Origin of the sequence: Methylobacillus flagellatus KT, from assembly GCF_000013705.1 — a bacterium.
GTDB classification, from domain to species: Bacteria; Pseudomonadota; Gammaproteobacteria; order Burkholderiales; family Methylophilaceae; genus Methylobacillus; species Methylobacillus flagellatus.
On record NC_007947.1, the window covers coordinates 828,164 to 850,835 of the forward strand.

Consider the following 22,672-nt stretch of genomic DNA (forward strand, 5'->3'; position numbering starts at 1 on the left):
ACTGATAAAGTCTAATGAGTCATCAACAATGAGTAGAAAATATTTTGGGACAGATGGTGTACGCGGCAAGGTGGGTACATTTCCCATCACCCCGGATTTTGTCATGCGCCTGGGCTATGCAGCTGGTCGCGTATTGACGCGCATGGATCATCACCTGGTGCCCGGCACAAAGCCATTGGTGATCATTGGCAAGGACACCCGTATTTCGGGTTATATGTTCGAGACGGCTTTGGTTTCCGGCCTTTGCGCAGGCGGCGTCAATGTCCGTATCACTGGGCCGTTGCCGACCCCTGCCATCGCGCATGTGACCCGTGCACAGCGTGCGCAGGCCGGCATCGTGATTTCGGCTTCGCATAATCCGTTTGACGACAACGGGATCAAGTTTTTTTCTGCGCAGGGTACCAAGCTGCCTGACGAGGTGGAGCTCGCGATTGAGGCTGAATTGGATCAGCCCATGGAGCTTGTGCCGACGGAACAGATTGGACGTGTGAAGCGGATCGATGATGCCGCAGGTCGGTATATTGAGTTCTGCAAGAGCACCTTCCCGAATGCGTTGGATTTGCGCGGCCTGAAAATCGTGCTCGATTGCGCGAACGGTGCAACCTACCATGTGGCCCCGCCGGTATTCCATGAACTGGGCGCTGAGGTCATCAGCATCGGAACCCAGCCGAATGGCTTGAACATCAACCTGAATGTCGGCTCCACACATCCAGAGTCCTTGCAGCAGGCCGTGGTTGAGCACCAGGCTGACTTAGGCATTGCTTTCGATGGCGACGGTGACCGCGTCGTCATGGCAGACAATCAAGGCCAACTGCTGGATGGCGATCAATTGCTCTACATCATTGCCAGTCATCGCCACCAACGTGGCCGGTTGGGCGGCGGTGTGGTCGGCACTCTCATGACCAACCTGGCACTCGAGCATGCCTTGGGCAAGGAGGGCATTCCGTTCCAGCGTGCCAAGGTCGGGGATCGCTACGTCCTGGAATTGCTCAATGCCAATGAATGGCAATTGGGCGGGGAAAACTCCGGGCATATTCTCTGCCTGGACAAGCACAGCAGTGGCGATGGGATCATTGCCGCCTTGCAGGTGCTGCACGCCTTGCGTGCCTCTGGCCTGAGTCTGGCAGACTGGGCCAAGCGCTTGCCGCTCTACCCGCAGGTGCTCATCAACGTCAAGGTCGCACAGCGGATTGACCTGGATAGCAACACTGCATTGCAGGCTGCTGTGACATCTGCCGAGGGTGCCTTGAAGGGCACTGGTCGCGTGTTGTTGCGCGCCTCCGGCACGGAACCCAAAATCCGGGTGATGGTCGAGGGGCAGGATCGTCCCCTGGTGCAACGCTTGGCCGAGGAGATTGCGGCCGTGGTGCAGCAAGAGGCAGCTAGCTAAAAAAACCTGTCATCGTAAATTCAGGGGAGTGACACGTTTTTGTCACGAGGGCATGCGAATCTGCGCCCATGCATAACCGATCCCTGACACATTATCTTGAACGTATCTGTGCGCTGGACAGTGCCTTGTGCATCAAGGTCAACCGCAGCAGCCATTACCGTCTGGTACGTTGGAGCTTCCGCCTGGTGAGCCGACTGGGCGATGGCATGTTTTGGTACGCTATCATGCTGGGCATTGTCCTGACCCAAGGTGAGGACGGTATTGCGGCTTGCCTGCACATGATGAGTGTCGGCTTGAGTGGGACATTGATCTACAAATGGCTCAAAGGCAAGACCTTGCGTCCGAGACCATATGAGGTGCATCAGGATGTATGGTTGGCAGGAAAGCCGCTCGACAAGTTCAGCTTTCCCTCTGGCCATACCCTGCATGCCGTGGCGTTCAGCGTGGTGGCCTTGACCTATTATCCGCAGCTTGGCATGCTGATCATGCCGTTTGCCATACTCGTGGCGATGTCGCGCGTGGTGTTGGGTTTGCACTACCCGAGTGATGTGCTGGCGGGAGCCTTGCTTGGTGCCTTGATTGCAATGGTATCTTTCATATTCATCTAGCTGTTTTTATTTTCCTCACGCCATTGTTGCGCCCGCCCTTGTGGAATATCAGTGGCGTCAGTAAAAGTATTCAATTGGGCTATTGAGCCTGCGCTTGAGGTCAGCCAGGCAACGCTTGCGCCAGCGTTGCATTTGCTCGCTGGGCACGTGGTTGAGTTCCGGTTCCCAGTGCGGCCTGCCGCCTTGCAGCAAGGTGCCGATATGGCTGAGTGCCGTCTGGGTCCTGGCGATGTAGAAGGCAAAGTTGCGGAACAGGCGTTTATCGAGCAGCCGCATGCCGTGGTAGATCACACCTGGCAGGCGTGATAATCGTAACAGGCGATCGGCCTGACCCAATCTGAAGATGGTGCGGGTGGCTTCTGCGGCACTGCAGTTGAAGTGAGTGGCAATGAAACGTCCCAGTGTATGCCTGTGCTTCGTCAATAGCTGTGCGGGCGTATGCTCCAGCAAGGGCGCCAGGTAGGCATCCATCGCCCATTCTGCGCCAATGTGCGTGATCATGCTGCCCTCCATCCACATGGCTTCATGGGCAGGAACGAAGTGGTTGTGCGCGATGACGTCTATGTAGAGGTGGCTGGCGTAGCCGATGGCAATCGCGGTTTCCTCATCGCCGCTGGCATTGGCCAGCATTTGGTGAGCGTTTTCCCAATAATGGCTGTGGCTGAAGCGCGGCGATACGATGGCGAGGTCCGGCAGGCAGGCCCCCGCCATTACCAGTTGCGGGAAGCGGCTGATGGCGCGTTTCAGGCGCGGGTCGAGCAACGGCATTGCCCAGAGCAGCGAGTGGGCGAAGTAGACATGGGTGACCAGGCCCCAGGCCTGGGCGTCCGCACTGTAGCCCACGATTGGTGTGAACCACAGCAATGAAGTCAATATTTTGCCGGTATTCATGCCGTTAATGTGCTGGCTGGCAATGAATGGATTGTGGCAATTCCGTGATGTTATCGTGACAATGACAGGGGCTGCCGGCAATTTGCTATACTGCCGCGCTCAATCTCCCACATTCTGTTCCGAGGAATTCATGGAAAGTCCGTACAAGGGCAAGACCGGTTTGCGTCGTCTGATCAATGCGTTTGGCTACTCTGTCGACGGGCTTGCGGCTGCTTACCGCAATGAGGACGCGTTCCGCCAGGAAGTGCTCATGGCGGTGATCATGATTCCTTTGGCCATTTATCTTGGCAACGATGCGATTGCCAAAACGTTGATGATAGGCAGCGTGCTGCTCGTGATTATCGTCGAATTGCTCAATTCTGCCATCGAGGCGACGGTAGACCGGATTTCGCTGGAAAACCACCAGCTTGCCAAGCGCGCCAAGGATATCGGCAGTGCCGCCGTATTGATTTCCCTGATCAACCTGGTGGTGGTCTGGGGTCTGTTGATCTTCGGCTAGCGTATTTTCTGGCCGCGCCTCACCAAAGCGGGGCAGAGAGCAGGCGCAAGCCGATGCTGAGCCAGCGTTCGTCGCTATTGTTGTGCATGCGGTTGCCGTAGGTGGTGTCGATCTGTACCCGGTCCTGTACCAGCCAATAGCGCAGGCCTGCCTGGTAATAGGGACGCGAGCGATGGTCTCCATAAGTTTCCGTAATCAGGTCCAATTTGCCTGCGAGCGGGATTTCCGAACCAAATCCCCAAGTCATGTCAGTCCGGCTTTTTTCCTTGTCGTGCAATGCGCCCAGGTTGGCGTGCAGGATCAACTTGTCGCTGAAGAGCGAGGCGCTGACCGGGACGTAGGCATAGGCGTTGCCCACCATGCTGGAATTGTTGTCCAGCCTGGGATGCTGTGCATAGCCTACGACCAGGCCATAGCCGTAGCTATTGGTTTCCAGCGGCTTGAACAATGCTTTCGCCTGCATCATCAGGTCTGTGTTCTGCGAGGCGCCGTCTTCGCGGGTAATAGCTCCGCCGAGCGTCAGCTCCAGGTTCTCCGCCGGGCTGCATCCGGGCAACGCCCAATATTCCGTGCTGTTACGGTTGCGTTTTGCCCATGATTCGAGCTGGCAGCTTTGCGGATCGACAACGCGGGCATCGTCGGTAATCATCGGGCGTGCTGCCATGGCAGGCGAGGGCATCAATAGCGCGCACAATACAAATGAACAGGCAAAATTCCTCATGCTGCCAGTCTAAATGAAAAATAATGACGCGTGCATGGCAGTTCATTGAAGCGTCACAATTTGCAGGTATCTTCATCGTTATGTGTTCGTTGATCATGGAGCGGATCGCGTGAAGATATTGTTCATCTCTGATGTCTATTTCCCCCGTGTGAACGGGGTTTCCACCTCGATCCGTACTTTTGTGAGTCAGATGCAGGCGCTGGGTCATGAGGTGCACTTGATTGCGCCGGATTACGGCGTCGTGACGGAAGATGAGGCCTGGATCAAGCGCATTCCCGCACGCAGGATTTATTTCGATCCCGAGGACAGGTTGATGCGCTATAGGGCCGTGCTCAAGCTATTGCCGTCGCTACGGGAGGAGAATTACGATATTGTGCATATCCATACGCCGTTCGTGGCGCATTATCTCGGGCTCAAGCTTGCGCGCTTGCTGGATATTCCCTGCCTGGAAACCTATCACACTTTCTTTGAAGACTATATGCACCACTATTTGCCATGGATCCCCCAGTCCATGGCGCGCAAAATTGCGATCAATACCTCGCGGCGGCAGTGCAATGCAGTGAGTGCAGTGATTGCACCCTCACAGCCCATGCTCGATGCATTGCGCCATTATGGGATTAAGACTAGTGCAGAAGTGATTCCTACGGGGTTACTGGAAACAAGCTTCGAGGAGGCAGACGGCGGGACCTTCCGAGACCGCTATGGCATCTCGCGCCAGCGTCCTGTGGCCTTGTTCGTGGGCCGTGTTGCTCATGAGAAGAACATCGACTTCCTGCTGCGCATGGCGAATGAGCTGCGACGGCAACAGCCCGATGTGTTGCTTGTCATTGCGGGGGAGGGGCCGGCACAAAAACATCTGGAGGCGTTGAGTGCAGAGCTAGTGCTGGGCGACAACATCAAGTTCATCGGTTACCTCGACCGTAAAACAGAGTTGAATGCCTGCTACAAGGCGGCGGATGTCTTCGTATTCGCTTCCAAGACCGAGACGCAAGGCCTGGTATTGTTGGAGGCCATGGCGCAAGGTGTGCCTGTCGTGGCGCTGGCGGAGCTGGGGACCAAGTCCATCCTGAGAGAGGGCGAGGGGGCGATGATCTCCCCTGAGGATGAACGTATTTTCGCGTCCAAGGTATTCAGCCTGCTTGCCAATCCGGGCAAGCGCGCCAAGCTGGGAGAGGCTGCCAGGCAATGCATGATGAAGCGATGGACCGCGCGCCTGCAGGCAGAACGCATGCTGCAGTTTTACCAGCGTGTGCAAAGCCGTAGCGCATTTCATGCCATGAACATGGATAACTTCAAAACCAGAGGAAGTTAGGAGGGCAAACTCCGCCTCGCCCGGGGTGCCTGCTTGGTGTAAGCTAGCCTTGTCTGGCATGGTGAGGAAGCGGTGTGAAAGTGATCGTCTTGGGCAGTGGCGTCATCGGCGTGACGGCTGCCTGGTATCTTGCCGAGGCAGGACATGAAGTCATCGTACTGGACCGGCAACCTGGCCCAGCGCTTGAAACCAGCTACGCCAATGCCGGACAGGTGTCTCCCGGTTATGCCAGTCCATGGGCAGCGCCGGGCATTCCGCTCAAGGCAATCAAATGGATGCTGCGCCGCCATGCGCCTTTGTTCATCAAACCTGACGGCACCTGGCAGCAACTGCGATGGATGTGGCAACTGCTGCAGAATTGCACAGGGACGCGTTATGAGCAGAACAAGGCGCGCATGGTGCGCCTCGCTGAATACAGTCGAGATTGCCTGGATCAATTGCGCGCTGATACCGGCATCGAATACGAAGGCAGGCAGCGGGGCACCTTGCAGCTGTTCCGCACCCGTGAACAACTTGATGCCGCGTTGCGGGACATCGAAGTCCTGCGCTTTGCCCATGTGCCTTTTGAGTTGTTGCCGCCATCACTGTTGACCAAGGCTGAGCCTGCCCTAGAACATGTCAAGCATAAACTGACAGGCGGCCTGTGGCTGCCACGCGATGAAACCGGGGATTGCCGATTGTTCACGGTTCGCCTGGCAGACATGGCGGCGGCCAGGGGCGTGCAGTTTCGCTATGGACAGGAAATCTCTCATCTCGCTATTGAATCGGGCAATGTCAACGGCGTGGTCGTGAGTGGTGTGCGGGTGCAGGCGGATGCCTATGTCGTCGCCTTGGCCGCCTATTCGGTTGATGTTCTCAAGGGTGTGCTCGACTTGCCCGTTTATCCAGTCAAGGGATACTCCATTACCGTGCCCATCATTGATGAGGCCTTGGCTCCCGTGTCGACCGTGCTGGATGAAACTTACAAGACCGCTGTCACGCGCTTCGACAATCGTATCCGTGTCGGCGGCATGGCAGAATTGGTCGGCTTCGACCGCCGTCTCAGCCCCAGGCGGGAAGGTACGTTGAAACTGATCGTCCACGACTTGTTCCCTGGCGCAGCCGACCTCAGCCAGACTAGCTTCTGGACTGGCTTGCGCCCCATGACGCCTGATGGGCCCCCCATCATCGGTGCGACGCCCATTCCCAACCTTTACCTGAACACCGGGCATGGCACGCTGGGCTGGACCATGGCATGCGGCTCAGGAAAACTACTTGCCGATATCATCTCGGGCAAGAAAACCGACATCCAGCATGATGACTTGGGAATAGGGCGATACGCAAAATAAAAGCCGGAAGGATCCGGCTTTTATTAGGGCATATTTCCTGAGGGGCTGATTAGCCGAACTTGCCGGTAATATAGTCTTCGGTTTCCTTACGGCTGGGGTTGGTGAAGATCTTGTCGGTATCGTCGTATTCGATCAATTCGCCCAGGTACATGTAGGCTGTGTAGTCGGAAACGCGCGCGGCTTGCTGCATATTATGCGTCACGACCAGAATGGTAAGCTTGTTGCGCAGCTCGGACATGAGCTCTTCGATATTGGCGGTCGCGATCGGGTCCAGCGCGGAAGTCGGCTCGTCGAACAGCATGATCTCCGGATCGGTCGCCAAGGCCCGTGCGATGCATAGTCGCTGCTGTTGGCCGCCGGAGAGATTGAAGGCCAAGTCGTGCAGGCGGTCCTTGACTTCATCCCACAACGCCGCGCCCTTGAGCGCTTCTTCAACCTTGTCGTCCACCACGCGCTTATTGCGTTCACCGCGCACGCGCAGGCCGTAAGCGACATTCTCGTAAATGGATTTGGGGAAGGGGTTGGGCTTCTGGAACACCATGCTGATGCGCATGCGCACTTCAATCGGATCGACGCCGTTGTCGAGGATGTTGGTGTTGTCCGGGTACATCACGATCTGGCCATCGTACTTGTTGCCTGGGTAGAGATCATGCATGCGGTTGAAGCAGCGCAGGAATGTGGACTTGCCACAGCCGGATGGGCCGATCAATGCCGTGATGCGTTTCTCGTACAGCGGCATGGTGATGCCCTTGAGTGCCTTGTGGCCACTGCTGTAATAGAAACTCAGATTGCGTGATTCGGCTTTGACCGGACTAGTTGTTGTCACCATGATGTCGATATCCTGATTCTGATTCGTTTTGTTCTATATGTTGTGCGTTGGGCTTACCACTTGATGTTCTTGCGGATGCGGTAGCGCAACCAGATCGCCGTACCGTTCATGAGCAAGGTGACGACGATGATCAAGGCACCGGTGGCGGCGGCATTGATGTGGAAAGCGTGGTCGGGGCGGGACAGCCAGTTGAACATCTGGATAGGCAGCACGGTGAAGCCGGATTGCAGCCATTCGAAGTTGATGAAGGGCGCGACGTCACTGACCGGGGATGGTGGCAGGAAGGCGATGAAGGTCAGTGCCCCGATGGTAATGATGGGGGCGGTTTCGCCCAGCGCGCGCGCCATGCCGATAATGATGCCGGTCAGGATGCCGCCGGAGGAGTAATGCAGCACGTGGTGGAACACCACTTGCCACTTGGTTGCCCCGACAGCATACGCTGCTTCGCGGATGGACACCGGGATGCCTCGGATGGACTCACGCGTGGTGACAATGACGATAGGCAGGATGAGCAAGCCCAGCGTCAAACCTGCAGTCAGGATACTTTCACCCAGGTTCAGACCGTATACGAACAGACCGAGTGCCAGCAAGCCATACACGATGGAGGGAACACCGGCGAGGTTGGTGACATTGATCTCAATCAGGTCGGAGAACCAGTTCTTCGGGGCGTACTCTTCCAGATAAATGCCGGCAGCCACTCCCAGGGGAACGGCGGAGAAGAATGTCACCAGCATGACCAGTAGGGAGCCGACCCATGCCGAGAGCAAACCTGCGCTGGCTGCGCGGCGGGAGGGATAGCTGGTCAGGAAGTCCAGAGTGAAGCGAGGATAACCGTCTACCACTAGGTCAACGAACAATGTGAGCAGGGTGAGCAGGCCTATCATCAATGCCACCAAGCCAATGATGGAGAAAATGTAGTCGTTGCGCTTGTGCTTGCGGATCATGGCCCGCACTTCGGCTAGGTTTTCCAGAACGGATGCTTGTGTCGTCATGATCAATATACCTCGCGGAATCTCTTGCGGGTGATGTGGCCGATGACGTTGAAAGTGAGTGTCATTAGCATCAGCACCAGCCCTGCGGCAAAAATGCTTTGGTAGCCGATACTGCCATGCGGCAGGTCACCCATCGCAACTTGCACAATGTAGGCTGTAATCGTGGCGGCGCTTTCCATGGGGTTGAAGGTCAGGTTGGGTTGCTGACCGGCAGCAAGCGCTACTACCATGGTTTCACCCACGGCACGAGAAATGCCGAGAATATAAGCTGCGATGATGCCGGAAATGGCGGCAGGCGTCACTACGCGGAGCGCTGTCTGGAAGCGGGTGGCACCCATGGCATATGAACCCTCGCGCATGCTCATGGGTACGGCGCGCATGGCATCTTCAGCCATGGAGCTGATATAGGGGATGATCATGATCCCCATCACGATGCCTGGCCCCAGCATATTGAAGCCGGGCAGTTCGGGAAAGATTTTCTGCAGTAGCGGTGTAACGAACAGCAAGGCGAAGTAGCCGAATACCACAGTCGGGACGCCGACCAGCAATTCCAGGATGGGCTTGATGATTTCGCGGGTACGGTGCGAAGCGAATTCCGAAAGATAAATTGCGCCTATGGTGCCTAACGGAATCGCCACGGCGAGGGCGATGGCCGAGGTGGTCAAGGTGCCGGACACCAGCGGCAGGATGCCATAGTGGGCATTCTCGAACAGCGGGGTCCACTCCGTATCGGTCAGGAAGTCCCACAAGGAAACATGTTCGAAGAAGCTGAAGGATTCGTACAGCAGAATCACGACGATAGAGATCGTGGTGGCAACGGCAGAAAGCGCCGCCAGCATCAGGATGAATTCAATGACCCGTTCCATGATGTGGCGGCGCACATTCTTGGCCAGGCGGGCACTGATGGGGAGTTCTGCAGGGTTTTGTAACACTTGAGATACCATGATCACATTGATAATCCGCATATTGTAACGGAATGCAGTTATGCGGGCGATGACGGAAAGCCGAGGATTCCTTGGCTTCCCGTCAATAGGGGCTTACTTGATGCGTTTCAGCAAGTCGGTGATTTTGACGCCTACTTCAGGCTCGCCGCCAAAGCCAGTGCCGACCTTCATTGCTTTCCAATGCTCCATGACAGCCGCATATTCATGTTCAGGCAGAGCAATGTATTTCACTTCTTCGACCAACTCCTTGGCATTGGCCAGGTAGAAGTCGATGAAAGCCTTGACGTTGGGGTTGCTCTTTGCAGCATTTGCACTGATATAGATGAACAGCGGGCGGGACAGTGGCTGATAGGTTCCATTCATCACGGTCTCACGCGACGGCAGAACGGCGGGAGCGCCAGGCTTTGCCACGATAGGCACCGCCTTCACGCGCTTGCTGTTTTCCTCGTAGTAGGCAAAGCCGAAATAACCCGTGGCCGCGATATCGCTCGCAACACCTTGCACTAGCACATTGTCGTCTTCGGAAGCCGTGAAATCGCCACGGCTGGACTTGGCCTTGCCGACAATGGCCTCGGTGAAGTAATCGAACGTCCCGGAGTCAGAGCCGGCACCAAACAGCTTCACGGGCGTATCAGGCCAGCTTGGGTTGACTTGTTTCCAGGTCTTGATCTTGCCTTGCGCTTCAGGTTCCCACAGCTTCTTCAGCTCTTCGACAGTGAAGTGCTTGACGAAGGTATTTTTCGGGTTCACTACCACAGTCAGGGCATCATAAGCCACGGGCAACTCAATGAATTCAATGCCGGCTGCCTTGCAAGCTTCCATTTCCTTGGCGAGGATGGGACGTGAAGCCTCGGAGATATCGGTTTCTCCGCGGCAGAATTTCTTGAAGCCGCCGCCAGTGCCGGAAATGCCAACGGTCACCTTGATACGCTTGGCCTTCTGAAACTCCTCGGCAACAGCTTCTGTGATTGGATATACGGTACTGGAGCCGTCGATACGGATGATGTCGTTTTTTGCTGGGGCCGCGTCCGCATGGGGCATGGAGAATACAGCGGCAACGAGGGCAGCCACACTGGCTGCCTTCAATAACTGGCTTGGAACAAATGGGGATTGCATATAGGCTCCGTCGATTGGTCAATTGTTGTCTGGGGATTCAGTCAATGATGCCCCGATGACAACCCGGCAAATATAAAGCGTAAATATTTCATATTTGTGACAAATTGGCAAAAGGCCATTTAGCGCGCCATCTCCTGACGGAGGCACTTGGGGGGACGAGCGGCGAGGACGAACACTGCGATATGCAGGCCAATGGGGCAGGAAACCGGTGGCTGGGCGTGGCAGGATAGCGGATTTGGCAGATTGCATCCGTATGGTGCAGAAGAAATGCATGGAGTTGTCGATCAGATCCTGAGTGGCGCTATTGCGGGGGGTGCGTGTTCCGCATTGTAGACAGCGGCTGTTGGGTCATTAATGTATAATTACGCGCTTTGAATTCAGTCAGTTCGGATATTGTATGGAAGCGGAACAACTCAATCTTATCGCCCACCGCCTGGATGATCTTGCGGAGCGCCACCAGGCCTTACGGGGGTATCTTTGACTTCGATACCAAGCAGCAACGTCTGGAAGAGGTTTCTCAGCTTTTAGAAGACCCCAACATCTGGAACGATAACGAACGCTCTCAGAAGCTTGGCAAGGAAAGACGGGAGCTGGAGTTCGTTGTCAATTCGCTGACGGAAGTGGAGAACGGCGTGCGCGACAGCCGCGAGCTGTTTGAGATGGCGCGCGAGGAAAACGATGACGACACCCTGCGCAGCATTGATGCCGATACGCAGGCGCTGGAAAAAATCGTTGCGGAAATGGAGTTCCGCCGCATGTTTTCCCATCCGATGGATCAGAACAATTGCTTCCTGGATATCCAGGCTGGCTCGGGCGGTACCGAAGCGCAGGATTGGGCGTCCATGCTGCTGCGCATGTATTTGCGTTATTGCGAGAACAAGGGCTTCAAGGTCGAAGTGTTGGAGGAGTCGGAAGGAGACGTGGCCGGGATCAAGAGTGCGTCCCTGAAAATCTCCGGTGACTATGCCTATGGGTTCCTGCGTACCGAGAGCGGCGTGCATCGCCTGGTGCGCAAATCGCCATTCGATTCCGGCAACCGCCGGCATACCTCGTTCGCGAGCGTGTTCGTCTACCCCGAGGTGGACGATTCCATCGTGGTGGAAATCAATCCTGCTGACTTGCGTATTGACACTTATCGCGCCTCGGGAGCGGGTGGTCAGCATATCAACAAGACCGATTCCGCTGTCCGTATTACTCACTTGCCGACCAATACTGTCGTGCAGTGCCAGAATGACCGCTCTCAGCATCGCAACAAGGATGAGGCGATGAATATGCTGAAGGCGCAGTTGTATGCATTGGAACTCCGCAAGCGCAACGAGGAAAAGCAAGCGATGGAAGATGCCAAGACCGACATTGGTTGGGGGCACCAGATTCGTTCCTATGTGCTCGACCAATCCCGCATCAAGGATTTGCGCACCAATGTTGAGGTCGGCAACACCCAGGGGGTACTCGATGGCGACCTGGATCCATTTATTTCTGAAAGTTTGAAGCAGGGAGTGTAAGGGTGAGTGACGCGCAAAATGCCAAGACGGTAAATGAAGCAGCCAGTGTGCAGCCGGACGAAAACCATGTGATCGCCGAGCGCCGCGAGAAGCTCAAGGCGATTCGCGAACAGGGCGTGGCCTTTCCCAACGATTTCAGGCCTGAGCATATCGCACAAAGCCTGCATGATAGTTACGATGCCGTTGAAGCCGAGGCGCTGGAGTCTCAGGCACTAGGCGTGGCGATCGCTGGTCGCATGATGCTCAAGCGCGTCATGGGCAAGGCCAGCTTTGCCACTGTGCAGGATAGAAGCGGCCGCATCCAGATATTTATTACCAGAGAAAATGTCGGCGAAGCAACCTACGACGCTTTCAAGAAATGGGACCTGGGCGATATCATCGCGGCCCGGGGAACTTTGTTCAAGACCAAGACGGGGGAGCTTTCGGTCAAGGTAAGCGAGCTACGCCTGCTGACCAAGTCCCTACGCCCCTTGCCGGAAAAGTTTCATGGTTTGGCAGATCAGGAAACCAAATATCGCCAGCGCTATGTCGACCTGATTGTCTCCGAGGAAACCCGCAAGACTTTCGTGGCGCGCAGCAAGATCGTGGCGGCGATTCGTGCGTTCATGCTCAGCCACGAGTTTCTGGAAGTGGAGACGCCTATGTTGCATCCCATCCCCGGGGGCGCCGCAGCCAAGCCCTTCATCACCCACCATAATGCGCTGGACCTGCAAATGTACATGCGGATTGCGCCCGAGCTTTATCTCAAGCGCCTCGTGGTTGGCGGTTTCGAACGGGTGTTCGAGATCAACCGTAATTTCCGCAACGAAGGCTTGAGCGTAAGACACAATCCCGAGTTCACCATGATGGAGTTTTATGCGGCCTATACGGACTACAAGTGGCTGATGGATTTCACCGAGAGTTGCATTCGTGCTGCAGCGATTGCGGCCTGCGGGTCAGCCGTGGTCGAATATCAGGGGCGGGAGCTGGACTTGGGCAAGCCATTTGAACGACTGACCATTATCGGCGCAATCCAGAAATACGCGCCGCAGTACACGCTGGAGCAATTGAGCGACCAGGCATTTCTACGCCAGGAGCTCAAAAAGTTCGGAGTGGAGGCCTTACCCCACTTGGGCCTGGGTGCCTTGCAACTGGCCTTGTTCGAGGAAACGGCGGAAAGCCAGCTCTGGAACCCGACCTATATCATCGATTATCCGGTCGAGGTATCCCCGCTGGCGCGTGCATCCGATAGCGATCCCTCAATCACTGAGCGGTATGAGTTATTTATTACGGGGCGTGAAATTGCGAATGGCTTCTCGGAGTTGAACGATGCCGAAGACCAGGCCGCCCGCTTCCATGCGCAGGTGGCCGCCAAGGAGGCTGGCGATGACGAGGCCATGTATTACGATGGGGACTTCATTCGTGCACTCGAGTACGGCATGCCGCCGACAGGGGGGTGCGGTATCGGCATCGATCGCTTGGTAATGCTGCTGACCGATAGCCCCAGTATACGTGACGTGATCCTGTTTCCGCATATGCGGCCAGAACATTAAGTCGACAAGGCCGGTCTTCCCGGCCTTTTTATTGCTTGTATTGCTGGTCGGTTGTTGTCTGTCAGCGACAGACGCTTTGTTTGTAGTATTCAACGACGTTTGCCTGCTATCGGGGACGCACGACTGATATAGCGTTGTTTGGTGACGGCATATCATACAGCTTTGATGGCATCATGCCGGATATTGGGTACGCTAGGAGCCTGCAACGTCGTACATCAGCGACATTTTAGGCGGAAATCTCTTGTTGAATATGAATTTATTTTCATAACAGTTTGATTGTTAATCATTAATGCTGTGTGGCATATACCTTGCTGACTGTCGATGGTCTTGGCCTATTAATCAAATAGGCCCGTCCGTCATCCATTGAGAGGTTTTATCCATGTTAAACAAGCAAGGTCTATTCAGCCGCACTTCTACCTCCCACAACAGCACCAGTGTCAATCCTGCTCCAGCTGCTCCCCTGAACAGCAAACCGGACGCTGTGTCTGTACCTTACCAGTCTGCTCCAGTCAGCCATACATCCTCCTCCAAGCCAGAAACCCCAGCAGCGTCAGCCGCGCGTGCAGACGCCCAGACCGGTAGCCGGTTGATTGTCGGGCCTGACGTCAAACTGAAAGGGGCCGAGATCCAGGATTGCGACATTCTTGTAGTGGAGGGGCGTGTTGAAGCCACCATGGATAGTCGGGTGATCCAGATTGCGGAGCATGGCGCTTTTTCGGGCAAGGTGGGCATTGATGTTGCCGAGGTCCATGGCCACTTCGAAGGTGAATTGACTGCACGCAGTCAGCTGATCATTCATTCCACGGGTCGTGTAAGCGGGAAAATCCGCTATGGCAAGATCCTGATTGAAGAGGGGGGCGAGCTCTCCGGGGATATTGCCTCGCTGACCGCGGATGAAGGGAACAGTAATAAAGTCAAGCGCATCCAGTCTGCCTGAGGTTCGGCGGAACATAATAGAAAAGCCCCTGACGGGGCTTTATCTATTATGGGCGAAGGAGGTGATCAATTGCCTTCGGCAATGGCGGTCTCTCTGGCATGGTATTTGCCAATCAGGCTGTCCCATTCGATGATGACTTTGCCGCCTGTCATCTGGTATTGCTTTTGCCAGCCATCCAGCAATTGGATGCAGGCATGGTCAATATATTCCAGGTCATCAAACAGCACATGGATTTCGCGTCCCGGTTCCAGATGATCCAATACGGAAACCAGCTTGGGAATACCCAGTTGCGTGGCGGAGCCTTTCAGGTGCAGCGTGGTTTGCTTGCTGTCGGGTTGATGCTCCGCCTTGATGGAAACATGGGAGAACACGTACAACAGCTTTGCAATCGACAATACCAGGCCGGTGACGACGCCTGCCAACAGGTTGAAGCTGACGATCGTCACAATGGTGATGATGTAGATGGCAAGCTCGGCCTTGCCGTAAGAGAGCAATTCCTTGGCTACCTTGGGATAAGCCAGCTTGTAACCGGTGTAGACCAGCACACCTGCCAGGGTGGCAACGGGAATGTATTCCAGCGTGAACAGGAAAACACTGATGAACAGCAGTAGCCACAAGCCGTGCAGGATGGTGGATACACGACTGGTCGCGCCTGCTTCCACATTGGCGCTGGAGCGCACGATTACCCCTGTCATCGGTAGGGCACTCAGGAAACCGCAAATGGCATTGCCTACGCCCTGCGCCATGAGCTCGCGGTCGTACTTGGTGCGGACTCCCTGGTGCATCTGGTCAACCGCCGCACAAGACAACAAAGACTCCGCGCTGGCGATGAATGCCAACGAAACGACCGCGAGCAATACGCCAGTGGTCATGGATGCCTCGATCGTGCTCATGGTCGGGGTGATGATCGTGCCCAAGATGTTTTGCAGGTCAGTAGGGCCATCAAACAGGTCGGTGAGGTATTTGATATCGAAATTGAACAGGTTGGCTACGATGACCGCCAAGACAACGCCGATCAATGCCCCTGGGATCAGCTTCAGTTTTGCGGGAGCAAAGCGGGTCCAGAGGACAATGGCCACAATGGTGATGATGCCGGTAATGGCAGCATATATGTTGCCGCCATGCGACTCGAACGTTTCCAACAGGCCGTTGGGAATGTCGATCAAGTTTGCGATACCGCTTGACAGGGGATCACGGTCTAACATGATGTGGAACTGGGAACCGATAATCAATATACCAATACCGCCCAGCATGCCATGGATGACTGCAGGCGAAATGGCGCGGAACCAAACCCCCAGCTTGAATACGCCAGCAAGAATCTGTACCAGGCCTGCAGCCAATACGATCACACCGTAAATGGCCAGGCCGAACTCGGCGACGATGTCTGCAACGATGACGACCAGGCCAGCGGCCGGACCGCTGACGGTCAGCGGCGATCCGGAAATCGAGCCAACAACCAATCCACCGATGATCCCTGTAATAATCCCGGCGGTTGGCGGCAGGCCGGATGCAATGGCAATGCCAAGACACAATGGCACTGCCACCAGAAATACCACAATGGAAGCAAAGAAATCTCTGCTGAAACTACCTGCTTTTACTTCAACCGTATTGGTTTGAGTTGTCATGCTAATTTAATCCTGAGTTAAAGGTGTGATCCCGGTTGGCCTAGTTCTGCACCAAGGGATGGTCAGCGCTGAATATCTGGTAGGCCTCTGGAAAGCTCACCTTGGCAGTGGCCAGGTCATAGATGCCGCCTACAATGCCGATTTTTCCTTGATTCAATAAATCCCGCAGGATTTCGCTGGAATTCCAGATATTGTCGATCTGGGTCTTGACGTTGAGTTTGCATACATGGCTCACAAAAGCCTTGTTGGACGAGGAGCGGTTCTCTTTTGTCTCCTTTTCAGCTTCTACCGCAGGGAAAATCATTTTAGTGATTTCCCCAATATGGCCACCCGAGAAACCGTCGCAGGCTGCACTCACTGCGCCGCAATTGGTATGGCCAAGCACCACGATGAGCTTGCTGCCAAGGTATTTGCACGAATACTCCAAGCTGCCAATCGCTTTGCGCGAGGCGATGTTGCCTGCCAGCCTGACACTGAAGAGATCGCCGAGACTTTGATCGAAGATGAGTTCGGTGGATGTGCGTGAGTCGCTGCAACTGAGGATGGCGGCAAAAGGATGCTGCTTGTCCTTGATAATGTTCACTACATTCAACAAGTCACGATGGGCTGAAATATTCTGAGTGAAGCGTTCATTGCCTTCCAGCAGGATGGCCAAGGCTTCTTGTGGCGACATTCTATCGCGGTCTTGTAGTGGATGTTTATACATGTTTTTACTTTCCCTGCTAAGTTAAGAATATAGGGTGTTAAAGGGTGTTCTGCACATAAACACGTTTTGAAACAGACATGCGGATGGATAATTCGTTCCGTATAAATATGATTATTATAGATAAATATTGATATTTCTATAAATGTCTTAATGTAAAGAAATGTAAGTTTCTGAAAGTATTTGGCAAAAATTCATCGCATCATGCAGTTAAATCATGACGGTTTAATGAAAGTAATGGAAAGGAGCCAGGTTTCATAGTCCTTTTCTGATGCCGGAATTTACGCTTGTGTCATAAATATGTCATTTTTTGGACATTATTCAGTCATATTTCATCCACATACTTCACGCCACATCGTTGACGAAGTTTAGGCTCCCTCAATGATTGGCAGCCTCGCTGCCATACGCGGTATCAGTCCTGATACATATCCTTGAATCAATAATAAGTGTAGATAGTAAAAGTGATTGCGATGACAACTGGGAAGATGGCCCGCAAAACCTTGGCGACAGCGCTCATGCTGGCATCTGCCATGGCAATGGCTGATGCGCAGGTGCTGGAGCTGTATGTGGATTCCAATACCAAACAGATTTTCTCCGAGCCCGGGCCTAACCGGGTAAAAATAGGAACCTTTAGGTCAGTCGACAATCCGGCTGACACCAAGCAGGAGAATACCGCTAGTATCGATCTGGTCGAAATGAGACAGGAGCTCGAGCTAAGGCAAAGGGAGCTGGAGGAAAAACTCGACAAGATTGCCATGGCGCCTGCGCCCAAGCCAGCCAAGAAAAACTGGGCCGAGACCATGAAGGTGCGTGGCTATATGCAGATACGCAGCAATCCTATCATTGGTGGCGACAAGGATATTAGTCACCAGGCGGACCGTTCGATAGGTGACAACAACAATTTCCTTATCCGCCGTATGCGGCTGATTTTTTTTGGGGATATTGGCGAGCGGCTGTCCTATTATATCCAGCCGGATTTCGCGAGCCGGACTGGCGACGGAACAGGGAATATTGCCCAATTGCGCGATGCTTATGGAGATATTTACCTGACCAAGGACAGGGTGCATCGCCTGCGGGTTGGTCAGTCCAAGATTCCATACAGCTTCGAGAACCTGCAGTCCAGCCAGAACCGTATCGCGCTGGACCGGAACGACGCCTTGAACAGTTGCTGTAAGGATGAGCGTGACCTAGGTGTGTTTTATTATTATACGCCAGAGGACAAGCAGGAAATGTTCAAGTACCTGGTGGACAGTGGCTTGAAGGGCTCAGGCAACTATGGTGTGTTTGCTTTCGGCGCATACAATGGCACCGGTGCCAACCGAGCCGAGAACAACGACAACCTGCACCTGGTTTCGCGCTTTACTTACCCTGTCAAGTTCGAGAACGGGCAGATTTTCGAGGCAGGTATCCAGGGGATTTATGGTACCTTCAAGCCGAGTAGAAGCGGCACGGTGGTGGCTGATTCCAAGACAGACGGATTCAAGGACCAGCGCGTAGGTGTGCATGCTGTGTTGTATCCGCAGCCATTCGGCCTGCAGGCGGAGTGGAACTGGGGTAAGGGGCCGTCATTGAATGATGCTGGCACGATGATTGAAGAAACGTCCCTCAATGGTGGCTACATCCAGGCCATGTACCGTATCACGGATTTCTTCGGTTATGGCGTGATGTTGCCGTTCGTGAAGTGGCAATATTATGATGGTGCGCAGAAATTTGAGTCCAACGCGCCGCAGAACCATGTCAATGACTGGGAGGCTGGCTTCGAGTGGCAGCCAGTACCGGAGATCGAGTTTACGGCTTACTATTCCAAGCTGGATCGCAACAATCTGGCGACCGCGCCGTATTCTAAGTACAACACCGATATATTGCGTTTCCAGCTGCAATACAATTTCTAAAGCTGGTCTATGCAGAAGTCTCAGCCCGCCATGTGCGGGCTTTTTATTTATGGCAGGCTTTTTAAGCCGCCGTTGTAGGAATTTGCTACTACAATGCATAAATTATGTATATATCAAGTCATCAGCCTGGGCAGAAAGCCAGGCCACTGCGATATTTGCTGATTTCGTCGGCGATGGCCCTCGGGTATTTCCTGCTTGGCCATAGCGCGATTCAACTCGGGACGCCCACCACCTTTTCCACTTTCATCTGGCCCCCTGCGGGTTTTGCGTTGGCGGTATTGATACTGGCAGGTGCGCGAATGCTGCCAGGCCTGTTGCTTGGCGCGGTGGCGACGCAATATACCGCTGGATTGGTATTTCCCGCATCTTTCTTGATTGGTTGTGGCAATGTTGCCAGCGCAGCCTTGGGATATTACCTTCTTAAGCGGTTCATCCGGTTCGAACCCGAAATGACGCGGTTGCGTGATCTCATGGGGATGGTGCTGGTAGGAGCCGTCATCAGCCCATTGCTCAGTGCCACTTCAGGCGCGCTGGGGCTGAGGTTGTTCGGTGTCGTGCCTGATTCGGATCTGCACGTGACTTGGTTGCAATGGTGGATGGGCGACGCCCTCGGCATCATTCTGCTAACGCCTGCTATCCTGGCCTGCTTCCATTACGAACCCATCCGCTGGACCCGGGCCAAGCTGCTCGAAGCCGTCTCCCTGGCCAGCATGTTGCTGGGTTTGTGCTTCCTGGCGTTCAACGATCTCTTGTCCCAGGCTGGTGAGCTGGAAGCCAAGGCATTCCTGGTCTTTCCATTGGTCATCTGGGCAGTATTGAGTTTTCATCAGCGAGGGGCCGCAGCAGCTTCTTTACTGATCGTGATGACGGCTTTGTGGGGCGGTGGCGGATATCATGGTTTCTTCAGCATGGAAATCAGCAATGCCGCGCTGTTCAATTATTGGATGTTTGCCCTGGTGACGGTATCCATAGGAGTAGGGCTATCGGGACTCCATGTAGGGCGCTTGCAGGCGGATGAGCGGCTACGACAGCAACTGGGGCTTTATAACGCGCTGAGCAACGCCCAGTCCGATGCTGGCGAAGGGGTGATGGTGATTGAGGACGGCAAGATCATCTATGCCAATGAGGCGGTGCGGAAAATAGGCGGATATGATGCCAGGGATATTTCCATGGGCTCAAGCTTTCTCAGCCTGATCCATCCTAGCGACCGCGAGCGGGTAGCGCAGCATTACAAGCAGCGCATCCGGGGGGAATATACGCCAAGCCGGTACGAAGCGCTTGCCATCAGCAAGCTAGGCAAACCTATCCCGATTGAGGTGGCTGCAGCCAATTACCGTGACGGCAGTGAGCGTATCGTGGTGCTGATCATCGATATCAGCAGCCGCAAGCAAGCAGAAGAGGCCTTGCTGCAAAGCCGTGCGGAGTACCGCAAGCTGGTGGAGTCCGTGAAAGCCGTAGTATGGCGGGCGACGCCCGAGGCGGCATTTACTTTTGTCAGCCAGGAGGCTGAAAGTCTGCTTGGGTATCCAGTCCGAGAGTGGACTAGCAATACCAGTTTCTGGGTGGATAAGCTGCATCCGGATGACCGCCCATGGGTCGTGGATTTCTGCGCTCGGGAAACTCGGCAGCTCAAGGATCATGTGCTCGAATACAGGATGCGGGCCGCGGATGGTCGTACGGTTTGGCTTCAGGACATTGTGCGCGTCATCCCGGACAGATTCGGCAAGCCGCAGGAGTTGTTTGGTGTGATGCTGGATATTACGGATCGCAAGGCGGCAGAGGAAAGCCTGAACCTCTCCAAACAGGTGTTTGACAATACGAGCGAAGCGATTTTGATAGCAGATCGTGACCGCAACATTCTCGAAGTCAACCAAGCCTATCTCGATATGACGGGCTATGGACGGGAGGACTGTGTCGGTACGTATTTGGCGTTGCTGGATGAGCCTGCGGGTGGCGGGCAACTGATAGGGAATCTGGTGCAGCAGCATGGAAAATGGATGGGTGAGCTACTCGCCCAAAAGAGGAGTGGTGAATACTATCCGGCATGGGTGTCCATCAGTACCGTGCATGATAATCATGGTAGCTTGCAGAATTATGTCGTGGTCTTGACCGATATCAGCCAGCGCAAGCAGGCCGAGGAGAGACTGCAGTTTCTCGCCACTCATGACGGTCTGACTGGCCTGCCCAATCGTACGCTGTTGCAAGAGCGCATGGAGTTGGCCGTATTGCGGGCACAACGCTATCAACAATGCGTTGGTGTGTTATTCATCGACCTTGACCGATTCAAGATCATCAACGATACCTTGGGTCACCAGGCCGGTGATGTGCTGCTGCAGGAAGTGGCTGGCAGGCTGGGGGAATGTTTGCGGCAAACGGATACCATCGCCCGCCAGGGCGGGGACGAGTTCGTGGTGCTGGTCGAGGATTTCATTGAGCAGCAATACCTGGTGAACGTGGCGCGCAAGATCATGCATGCGTTAGCACAGCCTTTCATTCTCATGCAACAGGAGTTGTATATTAGTGCGAGCATCGGCATTAGCGTCTATCCCGATGACGGTGTAGATATCTCTTCTTTGCTCAAGAATGCGGATATGGCCATGTATCGTGCCAAGGATGATGGCAAGAATACCTTCCATTTTTATTCGGCGGATGGCAATGCCAACAGTGTCAGCCGGCTGACACTGGAAAATAGCTTGCGGCGCGCGCTGGAGCGGAATGAATTCAGTTTGCTTTACCAGGCCAAGCTGGATCTGGCTGAGCAGAACATCATTGGCGCAGAGGCCTTGATCCGGTGGCACAGTGCCGAGCTTGGCATGGTGTCGCCTCAGGATTTCATTCCGGTGGCTGAGGAAACAGGTATGATTATCGAGATTGGCGAATGGGTTCTGCAGCAAGCATGTCGCGACGCCTGTCATTGGCAGGAAGTCGCAGGCCGACCAATCAGAGTGGGGGTGAACATATCTGCCCGGCAGTTCCGCGAAGACAGCTTATACCAGGCGATCAGCAATGCATTGGAAGAAAGTGGCCTGACGCCGAATTGCCTGGAACTGGAGATCACGGAGAGCATGATTATGCAGAATGCAGAGCGTGCCAGCCAGATGCTGCAGCATTTCCGTAATCTGGGCAGTTACGTATTAATTGATGATTTCGGTACCGGATATTCCTCACTCGGTTACCTCAAGCATTTCCCGATAGACTCCTTGAAGATTGACCGATCCTTTGTGCGAGACATTCCGCAGGATAGCGACGATATGGCCATCACGCAGGCAATTATCGCCATGGCGCACAGTCTCAAGATCAATGTAGTGGCCGAGGGTGTAGAAACCCAGGCTCAGCTTGAGTTCCTGCGAGGGCAAGGCTGCGACCAGCTGCAGGGGTATATCTTCAGTCGACCGCTTGTCGTGGAGGACTTTGTCGGCTTGCTGCGTTTTGATACAGCCCGACGCGCAGGGCGGACCTATGCGGCTGGGCTTCAGCTGAGGGAATCTCAGCTGGCGGCAGAAACCGGCTAGTGAGGGGGTTCCTTGGCCAGGTTGAGAGAGTAGATTGGTATTTCCACGACGATATCCTCAACCCCGACAATGGCTTGGCATGAAAGACGGGAATTAGGCCGCAATCCCCACGCCTGATCCAACATATCCTCCTCTATTTCTTCAGGCTCGGATAGCGAGTCATAGCCTTTCTGGATATAGACGTGACAGGTGGTGCATGCACAGACGCCGCCACATGCGCTGTCGATGTCTACACCCTGCTTGTGCAGGTTGTGGCAGATCGATCTGTCAGGCTGCGCTTCGAATGTCTTGCCCTCGGGACAATATTCTGGATGAGGGAGAACCGTGATTTTTGCCATG

General features: G+C 54.6%; 19 protein-coding genes. 10 read left to right on the forward strand and 9 right to left on the reverse strand.

All coding sequences use genetic code 11. The annotated features are described in order from the left end of the window. Positions 1 to 28 precede the first annotated feature (28 nt). Both glmM and MFLA_RS04020 read left to right on the forward strand, forming a co-directional pair. The gene (gene glmM / locus MFLA_RS04015) at positions 29 to 1,390 is read left to right on the forward strand and encodes a phosphoglucosamine mutase (protein WP_011479150.1); all 1,362 of its coding nucleotides are present in this window, start codon (positions 29 to 31) and stop codon (positions 1,388 to 1,390) included. Positions 1,391 to 1,458: 68 nt separating this feature from the next. Then, positions 1,459 to 1,998, forward strand: coding sequence for a phosphatase PAP2 family protein (locus tag MFLA_RS04020; protein ID WP_011479151.1), 540 nt, complete (start codon positions 1,459 to 1,461; stop codon positions 1,996 to 1,998). 57 nt (positions 1,999 to 2,055) lie between these two features. Here the strand turns inward: MFLA_RS04020 and MFLA_RS04025 are convergent, their stop codons facing one another. After that, a complete protein-coding gene (locus MFLA_RS04025; RefSeq protein WP_011479152.1) occupies positions 2,056 to 2,889 on the reverse strand; it encodes a zinc dependent phospholipase C family protein in 834 nt (277 codons plus the stop codon). 130 nt (positions 2,890 to 3,019) lie between these two features. Here MFLA_RS04025 and MFLA_RS04030 point away from each other — a divergent pair, with 130 nt between their 5' ends. Next, entirely contained in the window at positions 3,020 to 3,388 is a 369-nt protein-coding gene (locus tag MFLA_RS04030) for a diacylglycerol kinase (protein WP_011479153.1), read from the forward strand. Positions 3,389 to 3,407: 19 nt separating this feature from the next. Here MFLA_RS04030 and MFLA_RS04035 read toward each other — a convergent pair whose 3' ends face one another. Further along, complete coding sequence (locus MFLA_RS04035; protein ID WP_229407161.1) at positions 3,408 to 4,052, reverse strand: hypothetical protein; 645 nt, start codon at positions 4,050 to 4,052, stop codon at positions 3,408 to 3,410. Positions 4,053 to 4,218: 166 nt separating this feature from the next. Here MFLA_RS04035 and MFLA_RS04040 point away from each other — a divergent pair, with 166 nt between their 5' ends. Next, a complete protein-coding gene (locus MFLA_RS04040; RefSeq protein WP_011479155.1) occupies positions 4,219 to 5,421 on the forward strand; it encodes a glycosyltransferase in 1,203 nt (400 codons plus the stop codon). A 74-nt stretch (positions 5,422 to 5,495) separates the two neighbouring features. Beyond that, positions 5,496 to 6,749: a D-amino acid dehydrogenase gene (locus MFLA_RS04045; RefSeq protein ID WP_011479156.1), complete on the forward strand. Its 1,254-nt coding sequence runs from the start codon at positions 5,496 to 5,498 to the stop codon at positions 6,747 to 6,749. Between the two features lie 49 nt (positions 6,750 to 6,798). Here the strand turns inward: MFLA_RS04045 and pstB are convergent, their stop codons facing one another. The 4 genes from pstB to MFLA_RS04065 form a co-directional block, all read right to left on the reverse strand. Further along, entirely contained in the window at positions 6,799 to 7,578 is a 780-nt protein-coding gene (gene pstB / locus MFLA_RS04050) for a phosphate ABC transporter ATP-binding protein PstB (RefSeq protein ID WP_011479157.1), read from the reverse strand. Between the two features lie 53 nt (positions 7,579 to 7,631). Further along, complete coding sequence (gene pstA / locus MFLA_RS04055; RefSeq protein WP_011479158.1) at positions 7,632 to 8,570, reverse strand: phosphate ABC transporter permease PstA; 939 nt, start codon at positions 8,568 to 8,570, stop codon at positions 7,632 to 7,634. Between the two features lie 2 nt (positions 8,571 to 8,572). Further along, positions 8,573 to 9,514 (reverse strand): phosphate ABC transporter permease subunit PstC, encoded by a 942-nt coding sequence (gene pstC, locus MFLA_RS04060; RefSeq protein ID WP_048811850.1) that lies wholly within the window; start codon positions 9,512 to 9,514, stop codon positions 8,573 to 8,575. Between the two features lie 93 nt (positions 9,515 to 9,607). Beyond that, entirely contained in the window at positions 9,608 to 10,630 is a 1,023-nt protein-coding gene (locus MFLA_RS04065; protein ID WP_011479160.1) for a PstS family phosphate ABC transporter substrate-binding protein, read from the reverse strand. Between the two features lie 397 nt (positions 10,631 to 11,027). Between MFLA_RS04065 and prfB the strand changes: the two genes are divergently transcribed. The 3 genes from prfB (at position 11,028) to MFLA_RS04080 (ending at position 14,601) form a co-directional block, all read left to right on the forward strand. Further along, a protein-coding gene (gene prfB, locus MFLA_RS04070) for a peptide chain release factor 2 (RefSeq protein ID WP_195742076.1) occupies positions 11,028 to 12,132 on the forward strand; the annotation gives its coding sequence in 2 pieces (ribosomal slippage) (positions 11,028 to 11,108 and positions 11,110 to 12,132; 1,104 coding nt in all). Between the two features lie 2 nt (positions 12,133 to 12,134). Next, positions 12,135 to 13,664: a lysine--tRNA ligase gene (gene lysS, locus MFLA_RS04075; protein WP_011479162.1), complete on the forward strand. Its 1,530-nt coding sequence runs from the start codon at positions 12,135 to 12,137 to the stop codon at positions 13,662 to 13,664. 379 nt (positions 13,665 to 14,043) lie between these two features. Beyond that, on the forward strand, positions 14,044 to 14,601 hold the full coding sequence (locus MFLA_RS04080; RefSeq protein WP_011479163.1) for a bactofilin family protein: 558 nt from the start codon (positions 14,044 to 14,046) through the stop codon (positions 14,599 to 14,601). 65 nt (positions 14,602 to 14,666) lie between these two features. Here MFLA_RS04080 and MFLA_RS04085 read toward each other — a convergent pair whose 3' ends face one another. Together MFLA_RS04085 and MFLA_RS04090 are read right to left on the reverse strand one after the other, a co-directional pair. Next, entirely contained in the window at positions 14,667 to 16,226 is a 1,560-nt protein-coding gene (locus tag MFLA_RS04085) for a SulP family inorganic anion transporter (protein WP_011479164.1), read from the reverse strand. A 40-nt stretch (positions 16,227 to 16,266) separates the two neighbouring features. Continuing rightward, complete coding sequence (locus MFLA_RS04090; RefSeq protein ID WP_011479165.1) at positions 16,267 to 16,932, reverse strand: carbonic anhydrase; 666 nt, start codon at positions 16,930 to 16,932, stop codon at positions 16,267 to 16,269. Between the two features lie 467 nt (positions 16,933 to 17,399). Here MFLA_RS04090 and MFLA_RS04095 point away from each other — a divergent pair, with 467 nt between their 5' ends. Continuing rightward, positions 17,400 to 18,821 carry a porin gene (locus tag MFLA_RS04095; protein ID WP_011479166.1) on the forward strand — a complete coding sequence of 474 codons (1,422 nt, stop codon included), beginning with the start codon at positions 17,400 to 17,402 and terminating at the stop codon, positions 18,819 to 18,821. A 104-nt stretch (positions 18,822 to 18,925) separates the two neighbouring features. Further along, positions 18,926 to 22,333, forward strand: coding sequence for a bifunctional diguanylate cyclase/phosphodiesterase (locus MFLA_RS04100; protein ID WP_195742077.1), 3,408 nt, complete (start codon positions 18,926 to 18,928; stop codon positions 22,331 to 22,333). On the opposite strand, the gene fdx is transcribed toward MFLA_RS04100, so the two are convergent. Continuing rightward, positions 22,330 to 22,671 (reverse strand): ISC system 2Fe-2S type ferredoxin, encoded by a 342-nt coding sequence (gene fdx, locus MFLA_RS04105; RefSeq protein ID WP_011479168.1) that lies wholly within the window; start codon positions 22,669 to 22,671, stop codon positions 22,330 to 22,332. The two genes, MFLA_RS04100 and fdx, sit on opposite strands and share 4 nt — an antisense overlap. Between the last annotated feature and the right edge of the window lies 1 nt (position 22,672).